The 14,633-nt window shown below is 51.4% G+C and carries 13 protein-coding genes; 9 read left to right on the forward strand and 4 right to left on the reverse strand.

Annotated features, from left to right (window positions below):
• Positions 1-70: 70 nt before the first annotated feature.
• From RJP21_RS01765 to RJP21_RS01780, 4 genes are all read right to left on the reverse strand, one after another.
• Entirely contained in the window at positions 71-700 is a 630-nt protein-coding gene (locus RJP21_RS01765; RefSeq protein ID WP_310857845.1) for a hypothetical protein, read from the reverse strand.
• 307 nt (positions 701-1,007) lie between these two features.
• A complete protein-coding gene (locus tag RJP21_RS01770; protein ID WP_310857846.1) occupies positions 1,008-3,311 on the reverse strand; it encodes a glycoside hydrolase family 65 protein in 2,304 nt (767 codons plus the stop codon).
• A 288-nt stretch (positions 3,312-3,599) separates the two neighbouring features.
• Positions 3,600-4,271, reverse strand: coding sequence for a beta-phosphoglucomutase (pgmB, locus tag RJP21_RS01775; protein ID WP_310857847.1), 672 nt, complete (start codon positions 4,269-4,271; stop codon positions 3,600-3,602).
• A 271-nt stretch (positions 4,272-4,542) separates the two neighbouring features.
• On the reverse strand, positions 4,543-5,580 hold the full coding sequence (locus tag RJP21_RS01780; protein ID WP_310857848.1) for a LacI family DNA-binding transcriptional regulator: 1,038 nt from the start codon (positions 5,578-5,580) through the stop codon (positions 4,543-4,545).
• Positions 5,581-5,996: 416 nt separating this feature from the next.
• Between RJP21_RS01780 and RJP21_RS01785 the strand changes: the two genes are divergently transcribed.
• The 9 genes from RJP21_RS01785 (at position 5,997) to RJP21_RS01825 (ending at position 14,537) form a co-directional block, all read left to right on the forward strand.
• Positions 5,997-7,736 carry an alpha-amylase family glycosyl hydrolase gene (locus RJP21_RS01785; RefSeq protein WP_310857849.1) on the forward strand — a complete coding sequence of 580 codons (1,740 nt, stop codon included), beginning with the start codon at positions 5,997-5,999 and terminating at the stop codon, positions 7,734-7,736.
• Between the two features lie 279 nt (positions 7,737-8,015).
• On the forward strand, positions 8,016-9,338 hold the full coding sequence (locus RJP21_RS01790; protein ID WP_160039155.1) for a sugar ABC transporter substrate-binding protein: 1,323 nt from the start codon (positions 8,016-8,018) through the stop codon (positions 9,336-9,338).
• A gap of 206 nt (positions 9,339-9,544) precedes the next feature.
• Positions 9,545-10,840 (forward strand): sugar ABC transporter permease, encoded by a 1,296-nt coding sequence (locus tag RJP21_RS01795; protein ID WP_310857850.1) that lies wholly within the window; start codon positions 9,545-9,547, stop codon positions 10,838-10,840.
• Entirely contained in the window at positions 10,837-11,682 is an 846-nt protein-coding gene (locus RJP21_RS01800) for a sugar ABC transporter permease (protein ID WP_160039151.1), read from the forward strand. Before RJP21_RS01795 ends, RJP21_RS01800 begins: the two co-directional genes overlap by 4 nt.
• Positions 11,683-11,976: 294 nt before the next feature.
• A complete protein-coding gene (locus RJP21_RS01805) occupies positions 11,977-12,285 on the forward strand; it encodes a PadR family transcriptional regulator (protein ID WP_310858113.1) in 309 nt (102 codons plus the stop codon).
• A complete protein-coding gene (locus RJP21_RS01810) occupies positions 12,282-12,629 on the forward strand; it encodes a DUF1048 domain-containing protein (RefSeq protein WP_310857851.1) in 348 nt (115 codons plus the stop codon). The genes RJP21_RS01805 and RJP21_RS01810 overlap by 4 nt, the downstream gene beginning before the upstream one ends.
• Positions 12,630-12,641: 12 nt before the next feature.
• A complete protein-coding gene (locus RJP21_RS01815; RefSeq protein WP_310857852.1) occupies positions 12,642-12,992 on the forward strand; it encodes a DUF1048 domain-containing protein in 351 nt (116 codons plus the stop codon).
• Between the two features lie 15 nt (positions 12,993-13,007).
• Positions 13,008-13,766, forward strand: a complete 759-nt coding sequence (locus tag RJP21_RS01820) for an ABC transporter ATP-binding protein (RefSeq protein WP_310857853.1) — start codon at positions 13,008-13,010, stop codon at positions 13,764-13,766.
• Positions 13,767-14,537 (forward strand): ABC transporter permease, encoded by a 771-nt coding sequence (locus RJP21_RS01825; RefSeq protein WP_310857854.1) that lies wholly within the window; start codon positions 13,767-13,769, stop codon positions 14,535-14,537.
• Positions 14,538-14,633: the final 96 nt, after the last annotated feature.

Here is a 14,633-nt window from a genome sequence, read left to right on the forward strand (position 1 = left end):
TGATGTTTGACTGAAGTGACCGCCGGCTTGTTTTGTCAAATCATTCATTGTGACCATCGAAGGATGATGTTCATTGAGAGACGGTGAACTCTCCATCATGCCCATTTCCTAAGGATTGGCAATCAAAACCCATATAATAGAACTTATCGACATTGAGGTTGGAATAGGTAATTCGGTAACTTTTATTTACGTCCAGCTGGTTTGTTAACAAAATGCTGCTGCTGTCTTTTGAATACAAGTATACGTAGGCATACTTTACAGGGGCATTTGCAGTCGTTGTGATATCCAAATATAACTTACCGTCTTTATTGGGGGAAAAATAGTAATTGGTAAACAGTACACTGTTGTTCGTCCAATATGACCCGCTATAATTTCTGGAGGCTAAATTCCAAAAATCGCTAGGTCTGGATGTGCCGTAAACGGAGATATCATCCAAATGATAAGCGTTCAATTTCTGCTGAGGCTTTATTTCTTCAATCGTCACTGTTGGGGCCGGATCGTTAGCTGCTTGCAATTTAGTGGTTTCTTGATTGATGTTATCAATAAATCCTTGCGGTTTAACAGTAACAACATTCGTTTGAACTGACGCTTGGGGCCTTTCAACTGAAGAAGATGCGGAGTCGGATGCCGATGCTGAAGCGGCCAGCGTAAACATCAGAGCCAGAACACTAAAAAACATAAACGTCTTCTTTTTAGCCATTCCATTTTTCCTCCTTATTATAAAACAACTTTAGTAGATAAACTCCCCTTTATGTATTTCCTCCTTTGACAAGACCGTTATTTTTGGAGAATATCCTAAATATATTAACAACCATTTTTGTGGAAAGTTTGATACATTTTTGGTAAAAATGAATGATAGTTTATGAAAGATCTTTACAAGCAGACAAATGGGCCGCCCCAGGTCAAAGTTCAACCTTAGGGCGGCCCATTTTTTCATTCATTGAATTACGATCATCGCCATTTCCCGAATAAAAGGGAGCGGGTTCTGTTTGCGGGTGAAGCAGGCATTAATGTTCGACTTTTACGTGGCTCATGCCGCCAACCGTGTACTCTTTGCCATAAACTTGAACATCGGCAGGCACTTCCGACTCGTTGGCGATGACAACTTCATGTTCCCCAACCGTCACTTTCAGGCGCGAACCGCGGAACATCACCTTGAAGGAGAAGGATTTCCAGTGTCCCGGGTTAAACGGATTCAGATGCAGGACGCCGTCTTTCACCTTCAGGCCGCCGAAGCCGTACACGACGGACATCCAGGTTCCGGCCATGCTGGTCGTATGGCAGCCGTCTTCGGTATCGTTGTTGTAGTTGTCCAGGTCAAGGCGCGAGGTCCGCAAATACATTTCGTAAGCTTTTTCCTTGTAGCCGAGCTCGCACGCAATGATGGAGTGAACGCAAGGCGAAAGGGAGGACTCATGCACCGTCAGCGGCTCGTAGAAATCGAAATTCCGCTTTTTCGTCTCCAGGTCGTAACGGTCGCCCAGGAAAAAGAGCCCCTGCAAAACATCGGCCTGCTTGATATAAGCCGAACGCAAAATGCGGTCCCAGGACCAGTTTTGGTTCAGCGGCAGATGTTTCGGATCGAGCTCCTTGACAGGGGTCAGATCTTTATCAAGGAATCCGTCCTGCTGCAGGAAGATTTGCCGCTCCGGATCGTACGGGTAATACATTTTGTCGATGATATCCTGCCATTTTGCCGTTTCCGCTTCGGATAATTGCAGTTTTTCTATCAGCTCGCGGTATCGGGAAGGTTCGTTTTCACGCAGGTAATCGAGCACTTCCAACGTGTATTCCATCGTCCAGCAGGCGATGCGGTTCGTATACCAGTTGTTGTTGACGTTATTTTCGTATTCGTTGGGACCTGTCACGCCCAAAATCATGTATTGCCCTTTGGCGGCGACATAATTGACGCGCTCCTCCCAGAAGCGGGAAATTTCGGCGAGCACTTCAAGACCGTATTGGCCGAGATAAGCGAAGTCCCCGGTGTAATTGACGTAATTGTAAATCGCGTACGCGATCGCGCCGTTCCGGTGGATTTCCTCAAAGGTGATTTCCCATTCGTTATGGCATTCCTCGCCGTTCATCGTCACCATCGGATAGAGGGCGCCTTTGGCAAAGCCGAGCTTGCGCGCATTTTCCTTGGCCTTTTCCAGATGCTTGTAGCGGTAAATGAGCAGGTTGCGGGCGATGGAGCTGTCGGCGGTGCTCAGGTAAAAAGGCAGGCAGTAGGCTTCGGTGTCCCAATACGTGCTGCCGCCGTATTTTTCGCCGGTAAACCCTTTCGGTCCGATGTTCAGCCGGTCGTCCTCGCCGCTGTAGGTTTGATTGAGCTGGAAGATGTTAAAACGGATCGCCTGCTGCGCCGCCACATCTCCTTCAATCACGATGTCGCTGTCCTGCCATTTATCGGCCCATGCCTGAACCTGCTCCCGGTGCAGCGCCTGAAAGCCAGCTTCCGCCGCGCTTTGAAGGGCAGTGCGTCCGGCATCCACCAGCTGCCCCAAACCATGGTCGCGGGAGGTCACGTTGGCCGCATATTTGTAAATGGCGATCTGCTCATTCGCAGACGCTTCAACCTGCGCGCGGAAGCCGACATACTTCTCTTTCGCCAGCTGCTCCGGTTTTATATCAAGGAGTTCGCCGTTTTTGCTGATTTCAAAAGTCATGACCGAAGTCAGGTGGAAGTCGAGCTTTTTCGTTTTTACCGTCAGCGCCGCATCATGTTCGCCGAATTCCTTCGAGACTTCCGTCCAAAATTTTTCGTCATAGTTGGCGTCCCGGTTCTGCACGTCGCCGTCCAGGTAAGGAGTAACCGTGAAGGTTGCTTCAAAATTGAGCGGCGTGACCGCATACCGGATGACGCCGATTTCATGGCGGGTCATGCTGACGAAACGGATCGCTTCGACGCGGATCTCCTTGCCGCCTTCAAGCTCGGCCGTGAAGCTGCGGGACAACGTTCCTTCCTTCATGTTCAGCACCCGCGTAAAATCCTTCACTTTACAGTTGGCGAGGTCCAGCGGTTGTCCGTCGATATCGATGTCGATGCCGATCCAGTTCGTGCTGTTCAGCACCTTGGCAAAATACTCCGGATAGCCGTTTTTCCACCAGCCGACGCGGGTTTTGTCGGGATAATAAACGCCGGCCATGTAGCTTCCCTGCAGCGAAGGCCCGCTGTAGGACTCCTCGAAATTGGCGCGCTGCCCCATGTATCCGTTTCCAATACTGAAAATGCTTTCCGAAATTTCATGCAGGTGCGGCTGAAAATCCTCTTCAACGATGTTCCATGGGTCGAGCTTTAAATAAGGTTTCATCATCATCGGCTCCTCTGTAGATAAAATAAGAATCGGCAAATTTTACTGACAAATTTCGCCCAATGCTTGATAAGTTCGAAAATGGCGGAGGGGACGGAATCGATCTGAAGAAGCGGTAGCGGTCGCCTTTGTCTCCGAATTTCTACCTTTGTGGAAAGTGTAAATTATAGAAATTTGGAGACAACAGCGATCGGAAGAACGATCCGTAACCGCAGCAGCCACTTTCGAAATCATGTAATGCACTATTAGCGATATTGGGCCAAAATTTCCAGGGAAATATGTTGAAAATTAGCTGGATGGAAAGATTTCTGCCAGACGGCCCAGCGACATTTCCCGCAAAGACGACACAACCGCATCGGCCCGGCCAAGCGTGGTTTCGGACCCGACGCCGATGCTGCGCATGCCTGCGTGGATGGCGGCTTCGATGCCGGCTTCGGCATCTTCGAATACGACACATTCCGCAGGGCTGACCTTCAGTTCCCGGGCTCCCAGCAAAAATACCTCCGGATCGGGTTTGGCGCTGGCCGTTTTCGTTCCGTCGACGATGGCGTCAAAATAAGGGGCCAGTTTCGTGTTGTTCAGAATCGTCATCGCGTTTTTGCTGGCCGAGCCGAGCGCGACGAGCAGGCCGGCGGCTTTCAGCTCCTGCAAAAAGGCCAGGGCGCCCGGAAGAATCTCGGATTCATCCATCCGGGTGATGTAATCGACGTACCAGCCGTTCTTTTTTTCGGCGAGCGCAAGGCGGGTGGTTTCATCCGGCGAAATGCCGCCGATCGAAAGCAAAATGTCGAGCGAAGCCATCCGGCTTACGCCTTTCAGCCTTTCGTTATCCTGCTCGGTAAAGTCGAAGCCAAGTTCCCCGGCAAGCCGCTTCCAGGCCAGATAATGATATTTGGCGGTATCGACCAGCACGCCGTCCAAATCGAACAGGCAGGCGCGAATCGGTGTATGCAGCGACATGGGCAAGTTCCTCCTTTGTTGTTTGTGCAAACGTTTGAACTACAGCGAAAAATAAAAGAAGCACCAATGATGCTCCGCTTATTTCATAACAAATCATAAAGTGATGGGCTTAAAACGCCGGAAAGCCCAGCCGTGACGCAGTGAGCGTATTGCCTGCTTGCAAACGACCCCCGTTCAAAATTGCGCCGATCGGATCAGCGCCTTGTCGATTCGGTTTGGCCGCCAAGCAGCGAATTCGCTGATTGGCGCCATCACTGGAGTTTTTGCCCGGTCAAGACTCTTTCGGCGGCGTGTAAACGGATGATTCGCGAATGACCAGACGATGGGGAATGATATGACGTTTCTGAAGCTGTTTGTCCCCGTCATGCTGGATGGATTGGATTAGAGCCTGCGAAGCGGTGTATCCAAGATTGTAGATGCCGATATCCATGCTGCTGACCGGCGGCGACGCCAGCTCGGCGATCGAAAGATTGTTGAAGCTGACGATGCATAAATCCTCGGGAACCTTGTAGCCCAATTCATGAAGGCCGCGCAGAACGCCTAAAGAGACGAAGTCGTCCATCACCACGAGCGCCGTAGGGCGTTCAGGAAGGTTCATGAAAAAGGACATGGCGCGATAGCCGCTTTCCTGCAAAAATTCGCCTTCGACGATCCAGTCGCGGCGCATTTCGAGCCCGGCTTCCTCCAGCGCGTTCATGTAACCTTTCAAACGGTCGCGGGACACGATATGGTTCGGCGGGCCGCTCACAAACCCGATGCGCTCATGCCCGAGCGAGATCAAATGTTTGGTGGCATCGTAGGCTGCCTGCACATTGTCGTTGTCCACGGACAAAATGTCCGGATATTTTTCGCTGCGCCCGATCAGGACAAACGGAAACTGGTTTTTTTTCAAAAACTCCACGACCTGGTCATCCTTGCGGGAATACAGCAAAATCGCGCCGTCGACCCGTTTGCCCTTCAGCAGTCGGGATACGGCATCAACTTCCTCCTGCTCGCTTCCGCCCGAGCTGATCAGCACGTCGTATCCGGAACGGTTGGCCTGTGTGACGATGCCGCGGATCAGCTCCATGAAGAACAAGTTCAGAAACAGCTCTTCGGCAGGTTTCGGCAAAATGACGCAGATGGTTTCCGTCGTTCTCGACACGAGGCTTTTGGCCATGATGTTCGGGTGATACCCAAGCTCCTCCATGACGTCCCGCACTTTTTGGGATGTTTCCCGGCTGATTCTCGTGTTGTTCGACAGCACACGGGACACGGTGGAAGGGGAAACGCCCGCTTTTTTGGCGACATCTTTTATCGTTACAGACATGGTGACCTCCCTGTGGAACCGTTTGCGTTCCTTGATAGACGGGAACCTTTGTTCAAATGTTCACCTTATTTTTCAATTGCTATCTTAATCCAAAGCATGTGCGCTTGTAAATACGGTTGATCCGGGTCCGTCCGAACAAGGCTCGGAAACGGCGGAAAATCAAGCGGATACCAGCCTGTTTTCGATATTGCAATCGCGCTGGGCTGTCAAGGATCGGCCAAGCTTCGGCGTCGTTTTGGGGTGTTCGGAAGAAAAACAGCGAAGAAAAAAATATCTTGCGCGTGCGTTTTCAGAAAGCGTATTCTGCGTAGTAAGAAAGCACAGGCGGCAAACAATGATGATGCGGCAGAGGATGACATGCTGCCTGAACGTCCGTTTTCTTAACATTGTCTGATGACTTTGCGAAGGAGGAGAACATGAAGCAAAGAGCGCAAACGGCAAGTAAGGCGTCCATGGGAAGATGGGGGCGCGGAGCGGCGGCTGCGGCATTGGTCGGTATTTTGCTGGCAGGCTGTGGCAGCGAAGGTCCCGGGGCGCAAAAATCCAAAACATCGGAACCGAACGCGGCAGTCGAAGGGCCGCGCGAATCCGCCAGGGCCGATGGAAATGGGCAAGCGCCGGAGGGAGCAGGAGAAACGAAAATGCAGGTTCGCGAGCAGCCGTCGACCGTTTATTACGAGGTGTTCGTCCGGTCTTTTGCGGATTCGAACGGAGACGGCATCGGGGACCTGAAAGGCTTAACGGAGAAGCTGGATTATTTGAACGACGGCAATCCGGACACCCATGACGATTTAGGGGTAGGCGGCATCTGGCTTATGCCGGTCCAGCCATCCCCAAGCTACCACGGTTACGACATCACCGATTATCGCAACATCAACCCCGATTACGGGACGCTGGAGGATATGAAAAGGCTGGTGGAAGAAGCCCATAAGCGCGGAATCAAAGTGATCATGGACCTGGTCGTGAACCATACCAGCGTGCAGCATCCGTGGTTCGTCGAAGCGAGCCAAAGCCCGAACAGCAAATACCGCAATTGGTACGTATGGGCGGAGGATCAGGGGATCGTCCCTTCCGGCACCAGCGCGGCGGGCAGCGGCAATCCGTGGTTTGAACGCGGAGGCGCCCATTACCTCGGTACCTTTTGGGAAGGGATGCCTGACCTCAATTTCGATAATCCGGAGGTTCGCAAGGAGATCAAGGATGTCGGGCAGTTTTGGCTGAAGCTCGGCGTGGACGGTTTCCGGGTGGACGGCGCCAAGCATATTTACGAAAACCTGCAAAGCGACCGCAGCCCGGCAACCACCGCCAAAAATGCGGCTTGGTGGCAGGAATTCCGCAGCGGCATGAATGCCGTGAACAAAGACGCGTACATGGTGGGCGAGGTTTGGGAATCATCGGCGGCCGTCATCGCTCCATACTTGGACCGGGCGTTCGATTCGGCGTTCGATTTCAGCCTTGCGGATCATATCCTCAGCGCAGTCAAGCAGGAAAAGGACAACAATCTGGCGTTTTCGTTGGAGCGAACCCACGGGTTCTACATGGAGAAGTCCGGGAACCGGTACGCGGATGCCGTCTTTTTGTCCAACCACGATCAGGACCGTGTGATGAGCCAGCTCGGAAAAAATACGAATCATGCCAAAATGGCCGCGGCGCTTTTGCTTACATTGCCGGGCAACCCGTTTATTTACTACGGGGAAGAAATCGGCATGCTTGGCGCAAAACCGGACGAACAAATCCGCGAACCGTTTGCATGGACGGCGGACGGAAAAAGCAAAGCGCAAACCTCTTGGGAACAACCGATCGTCAGCGGCGCGAACCGGAAGGAAGCGAACGTTCAAACCCAAACGAATCAAAAGGATTCTCTGCTGTCCGCTTACCGGATGCTGATCCGTTGGCGAAACGAGCTGCCTGCCCTTCGCGGCGGAGAGCTGGCGAGTATCGAAACGGGGAATCCCGCCATCGTATCTTTCGTGCGCAAAAGTCCGGAGCAAACCGTGCTCGTGTTGCACAATCTATCCGGTCAGCCTCAGGACGTTTCCCTGGAACCGGCAAGCCTGTCCGTTTTTCAAAAAATGGTCCGCAACAGCAGCGACGGCGCTGTCATCAACAAAAATATCGTATCGCTTCCGGCCTATTCCACCGTTATTTTGCAGTAAATAGGTCCCAGAATCTAAGAAAGCATGCAATATTTCGAGATATTGGGCGATTACAGCCGGAAAACTACCCAATTTAGCCGAAATTACACTGTGCAAACGTTTTTACAAAACAAAAAGCTCCGTGTATGATAAACGCATGATTAAAGCGCTTACTTCGGAACCGATTGAAGAAAAGTGGTCCGTCATACATAAAAATCGGACCGTTATTGCTTCTTGTGAAATCGTTTGCGCTTGAATCGGGACGCAGAAGTTTAAATCCAGGAGAGGGGTTATTGCGAAATGAAAATGAAACAGTTTCTGGCCTTGGCTGCTACGCTGACGATGGCGTTTTCCATTACGGCCTGCGGCAGCGGTAACAAAACCGCCGAGGAGCCTGCACCGGCAGACAACAACAGCTCCGAAACGACGGCGCCTGCCGAAAATAACAACGATGCCGCAGCTGCGGAAGGACTGCAGCCGGAGGACGGAGCTTCCTTGGTCGTTTGGGAGAGCAAGGACGAAAGAGCGTTTACGGATGAAATCGCGAAGCAATTTACGGCCAAATATAATATTCCGGTCAAAATCGAAGAAGTCAATCCAACGGACCAAGTGACGAAGCTGTCCCAAGACGGGCCTTCCGGACTGGCCGCCGACGTCGTTATTTTCCCGCATGACAACCTGGGCAGAGCCGTCGAAGCTGGCCTCCTGCTTCCAAACGAAGCATTCAAGGACGAAATCACCAAAAACAATACCGAGGCAGCCGTTCAAGGCGTAACCTATGACGGCACGCTTTTCGGATATCCGAGAGCGGCTGAAACCTATGCGTTGTACTACAACAAATCCCTCGTGAAAGAAGCGCCCAAATCGTTTGAAGATGTCATCGCTTTCGGCAAAACGTTTACGGATAACGCCAAGAAAAAATACGCCATCATGTGGGAAACGGGCAACATGTACTTCAACTATCCGTTTATCGCTTCGACCGGCGGATATATTTTCGGCAAAAACGGAACCGACAAAGACGACATCGGCATCAACAACGAAGGCGCGCTGGAAAGCTTGAAAGTGTACCAGGAGCTGAAAACGATTCTGCCGGTGAAGAGCGGGGATATCAACCCGGATATCAAACGCAGCTTGTTTAACTCCGGCGACGTAGCCATGGACATCAACGGGCCTTGGGAGCTTGGCGGCTACAAAAAAGCGCTCGGCGACAACCTCGGCATCGCGCCGATCCCGACGATCGGCGGCAAAACAGCCATCTCCTTCTCCGGTATTAAAGCATGGTACGTCAACTCGTTTACGAAATACCCGAATGCGGCTCAATTGTTCGCCGAGTTCGCGTCCACCAAAGACGCTCAATTGCTGCTGAACGAAAAAGTCGGCTCCATCCCTACGAACAAGGAAGCGCTGGAATCCGACCAAATCAAAAACGACCCGTATATTTCGGCATTTGCGGAGCAAGCCAAAAACTCGCAGCCGATGCCTTCCATTCCTGAAATGGGCAACGTATGGAGTCCTGTGAACGCGGCGCTGCCGGAAATTTGGGACAACAACGCGGATCCGAAAACAGCGATGGACAAAGCGGCTCAGCAAATCAAAGACTTGAACAACGGCGCGACCAAATAATAAGACAGAAGCTTGGCAGATCCTGTTGAATCGACCCGCCGCTCACCGAGCGGCGGGCGATTCACCTTAAAACGTCGTCATGTTTGGTGTTTTCGTCAAAAGGGCATTTTTTCTCGTGCCGCTAGAGAAACTCCGCATGGGGGTCTGGTTACACGCCGCAAGCGTCAACAGATGCTTTCGCATAATTCGGGGAGGGGAGAGGGCTGATGCAAAGGCACCGCAGCAAGGCAACGATACTGTCGATTTTAAGCATGGGACTTGGACAAATATATAACCGCCAGTTCATTAAAGGCATCTTGTTCCTGCTTGTCGAAGCATGGTCTGTTTTTTATTTCAGCAGCAATTTGGGCAGAGCGTTATGGGGAATCGTAACCCTCGGGGAAACGCCCCGGAATATATCCAAAAAGATCGAGGGAGACCACTCCATTTTCATTCTGGTCCAGAGCTTGATCACGCTTTTATTTTTGGTTCTGTTTATTATCGTCTATATCATGAACATCCGGGATGCCTATAAAACGGCGCAAAACCGGGAAAACGGCAAAAAGCCGAACAATTTCAAACAATCCGTCCGGTATGTGATGGACTATAAATTTGCGCAATCCTTTTTGGCCCTTCCGACCATAGGCATTTTGTTTTTTACAATTATGCCGATTCTGTTTATGATCATGCTGGCATTCACCAACTACTCGGCGCCAAATCATATACCTCCGGCGAAACTTGTCGATTGGGTGGGCTTTCAGACGTTTAAGGACTTATTGTCGCTGAAAACGTGGAGCCATACGTTTTTTGGCGTATTGACCTGGACGATTATCTGGGCGGTTCTGTCCACGCTAACCACATATTTGGGAGGCCTGCTGGTGGCGCTTCTGATCAATCAGCAGGGCATCAAATTCAAAGGGCTGTGGCGGACGATCCTGGTTATTCCATATGCGATTCCGCAGCTTATCTCGCTGCTTGTCATGCGGAACATGTTTAACGGCCAATTCGGTCCCATCAACCAATACCTAGGTTACTTCGGCCTTGGCGGCCTTCCTTGGCTTACGGACCCGTTCTGGGCCAAAGTGACGGTTATCATCGTCAACATGTGGGTCGGCATTCCGGTATCCATGATTTTGATCATGGGGATCCTGACGACCATTCCGAAGGACATGTATGAAGCGGCGGAAATTGACGGGGCTAGCGGATACCAAAAATTCAAAATTGTCACGCTGCCGATGATCCTGTTCTCGACGGCGCCGACGCTGATCATGCAGTTTGCGGGCAACATCAACAACTTTAACGCCATTTACCTGCTGACGAACGGCAATCCGGTGGTCGGGGATTATCAATACGCCGGCGCGACGGATCTGCTCGTGACCTGGCTGTACAAACTGACGCTGGATCAGAATAAATACAACATGGCGTCCGCTGTCGGCATCATCATTTTCCTGATTATCGCCTCGTTCTCCATTTACAATTACCGGCGGACCAAGTCATTCAAAGAGGAGGATATGATCCAATGAGCGGACGCAAAGTGAGAAGAGGTTTCCGGCTGGGGCTGAGTTATCTCGTTCTGGTCATCCTGTCCGTATGCGCGGTTTATCCTGCCCTTTGGGTGGTCTTGGGATCGTTCCGGCCGGGGAAATCGCTGTACAGCAAGACGCTGATTCCGGAAACCTTTACGCTGGACCATTATCGCGAGCTGTTTACTTCGAAAAGCTTCATGTTCGGCCAGTGGTATTTGAACACACTGAAAATCGCCACGTGCTCAATGATCATCGGCGTATTTTTGACGCTGCTGACCAGTTACGCGGTATCCCGGTTCCGTTTCCGCTGGCGGAAGACGGCGTTGTCGACCGTGCTTATCCTGGGGATGTTTCCGGGCTTCATGAGCATGATCGCGATCTACCTTTTGTTAAAAGAGTGGCATCTGCTGGACACGCATCTGGCGCTGATCGTCGTGTATGCCGCCGGAGCCCCTCTCGGGGGAACGTTTATCGCCAAAGGTTTTCTCGATACGATCCCGCGCACGCTGGATGAAGCCGCCAAAATCGATGGAGCGAGCAACTGGAAGATTTTTACCCGCATCATTTTGCCGCTTTCCAAACCGATGATCACCTATATGGCATTAACGCAGTTTGTCGGCCCTTGGGTGGATTACATTTTTGCACGGCTCGTTCTGCGGACGAAGGAAAACTGGACGCTGGCGGTCGGGCTGTACGATATGGTCGCTTCGAACCAAAACACGAACTTTACGGCATTTTCCGCCGGAGCGGTCCTGATCGCGGTGCCGATCACCATTTTGTTTATTTTCCTGCAGCGTTTGCTCGTGGACGGACTGACGTCGGGCGCAAGCAAAGGGTAAGGCCGTTTGAAGACGCTTATCAAGCGGTATACAAACATATATGTAAGGAAGTCGCCATATTGGCGGCTTCTTTTTTTGCGATGAAGTTACATGGGGGGGCGACCCGAACTTGAACAGCAACATGTGGTTGGAATTGGGGCGAGTGTTATCCCGGTTGAAAAAATAAAATCCATATCAGGGCAAACGCTATTGACAAACGCACTACTGCGTGTTACTTTGTAGTGGTAGTAAGTAATACTTCATACCAGTAACACAGAATAGCAAGGAGCGATTGTGTTGGAAAACCTAACGGAAATGCTCAAAGGCGTGCTTGAGGGCTGCGTCCTTGAGATTATAAGCCGCCAAGAAACCTACGGCTACGAAATCACGCGGCGGCTGAACGCCCTCGGCTTCTCAGATGTTGTGGAGGGAACGGTGTACACCATCCTGATCCGCCTTGAAAAAAACAAATTGGTGGAGATCACCAAGAAACCCTCCGACATGGGACCGCCGCGAAAGTTTTTCGCGATCAATGACGCGGGGCGTGAGGAGCTGCGGAAGTTCTGGGAAAAATGGGAGTTCGTATCATCAAAAATGAATGAGTTAAAGGAGGAAAAACAATGAATTTTTGGGAAAAAATCACCGGCAGCGACATGACTAAAGAAATGAAGGCTTTTGAAGCGCGAGCGAAAAAGCTTCCGGCCGATTATCAAGCGGCATGGGAAGACATCAATACAAATATTTGGTCGTATACCAATTTTTCTGGTCGCAACCTCATGCCAATTCTTGACGGCGTGCTTGGCCTGCTCGAAGAAGCGTCGGCGGACGGTCAGAGTGTTCAAGAGGTGCTCGGTGACGATATCAAAGGCTTCTGTTCAGCACTCGCAGGCATCGATGGGGCAAAGTCCTACCGCGACAAGTGGCGTGAGCAACTTAACAATAATATCGCTAAAAAATTAGGCAAATAGGAGGAGGATAACATGAGAATACGAGATATCATCGAAGGCAAAAAAGAGTGGCGTGCGCATGTGGCGCGTGTCAAAGCGCTCCCGCAAGATTATCAGATCGTGTATAAAGAGATTCAAAAATATCTCTTTAAGGTCGGCCCTGTTGAGCTAACCGAAGGGACGGGTTTGCTCTCGGGGATTGTCGATCTTTTTGAAGACGGCGCGGCTATGGGGAAAGGCGTGCTTGAAGTGACGGGCCGTGACGTAGCGGCTTTCTGCGATGATCTAATCAAAGATTCAAAAACTTACGCTGATGTCTATCAAGAATCCGTTGACCAAAAAGTTTACAAGGCCATAAAAGAGGCTGCGGATAAAACAAAATAAAAGGGGGGTATCAGGATGGAGAAAGCAATTCAAGTGAAAGGTCTGCGAAAATCTTTCAAGGACACGGAAGTTCTAAAGGGCGTCGATTTTGAAGTGAAGCGAGGTGAGATTTTCGCCCTGCTTGGCTCCAACGGCGCGGGGAAGACGACGATTATCAGAATCCTCACCACACTGCTCAAACAGGACGGAGGCACCGCCACCGTAAACGGATTTGACGTCGCGTCAAAACCTGAGAATGTGCGGCATGCGATCAGTCTGACCGGGCAGTTTGCCGCCGTGGACGAGATTTTGACCGGGCGGGAAAATCTTATGATGATCGCCAAGCTGCGGCACCTTAAAAATCCGCGTCAGGTTGCGGATGACATGCTTAAACGCTTTGGCTTGACAGACGCCGCGGACCGCAAGGCATCTACGTATTCGGGGGGCATGCGCCGCAGGCTCGACATCGCTTTGAGCCTTGTCGGAAATCCGCAGATCATTTTCCTTGACGAGCCAACTACCGGGCTTGACCCCGAGGCCCGCATCGAGGTTTGGAAGACCGTCAAGGAACTGTCGGACGGCGGCACGACGATATTTCTAACCACTCAGTATCTGGATGAGGCGGAGCAATTAGCCGACCGAATCGCCATTCTTCACGAAGGCAGGATTATCGCGAATGGCACGCTCACGGAGCTGAAAAAGCTGTTCCCGCAAGCGAAGGTGGAGTATGTGGAAAAACAACCTTCATTGGAGGAGATTTTCCTCGCAATCGTTGGCAAGAAGGAGGCCATGTAAATGGAGACGGTAAAGAATCACTTTTTTAGCGATATGGGCGTTATGCTTGGGCGCTCTATGCGCCATATTTTCCGCAGCATGGACACCATCATCACGGTCTGCATCACTCCGATTGCGATGATGCTGCTGTTCGTCTATGTGTTCGGCGGCGCCATTCAAACCGGTACGGATAACTATGTGAACTACCTGTTGCCAGGCATATTGCTTATGGCTATCGCCAGCGGGGTAGCCTACGTGGCGTACCGCCTGTTTATGGATAAGCAACGGGGGATCATTGAGCGGTTCCATTCCATGCCGATTTCGCGTTCCGCCGTCCTGTGGGGGCACGTGCTGACCTCGGTGGTATCCAACGTCATTTCTCTTGTCGTCATCATTCTCGTAGCGCTCATTATGGGCTTTCGCTCCTCGGCAGGGGTACTGCAATGGCTCGCCGTAGCCGGTATCCTTGTGCTGTTTACGCTGGCTTTGACTTGGGTCGCGGCGATTGCCGGATTGTCCGCAAAATCGGTGGAAGGTGCAAGCGCATTTTCTTATCCGCTTATCTTCCTGCCGTTTATTAGTTCGGCCTTTGTACCGACCGATTCGATGCCGAAGGTCGTTCGCGCTTTTGCCGAGAACCAGCCGGTGACTTCCATCGTGGAATCCATCCGTGCACTGCTGTCAGGTCAGCCTGTGGGCAATGATATATGGATCGCGCTTGGGTGGTGCGTCGGAATTATGCTCGTAGCTTATATCTTTGCGATGCGCGCGTTCAAACGGATAGCAGCTTAATGTTTGCAGGTATTAAAAACGTAAGTTTGATCATAAACGAAGGCAGCCTGTCGCTGCCTTCCGCTGTATTTGTGTTCGCCGATCGGCTTAAGCTTT

The sequence above is a fragment of the Paenibacillus sp. VCA1 genome, from assembly GCF_031583795.1.
Taxonomy (GTDB): Bacteria; Bacillota; Bacilli; order Paenibacillales; family Paenibacillaceae; genus Paenibacillus_AQ; species Paenibacillus_AQ albilobatus.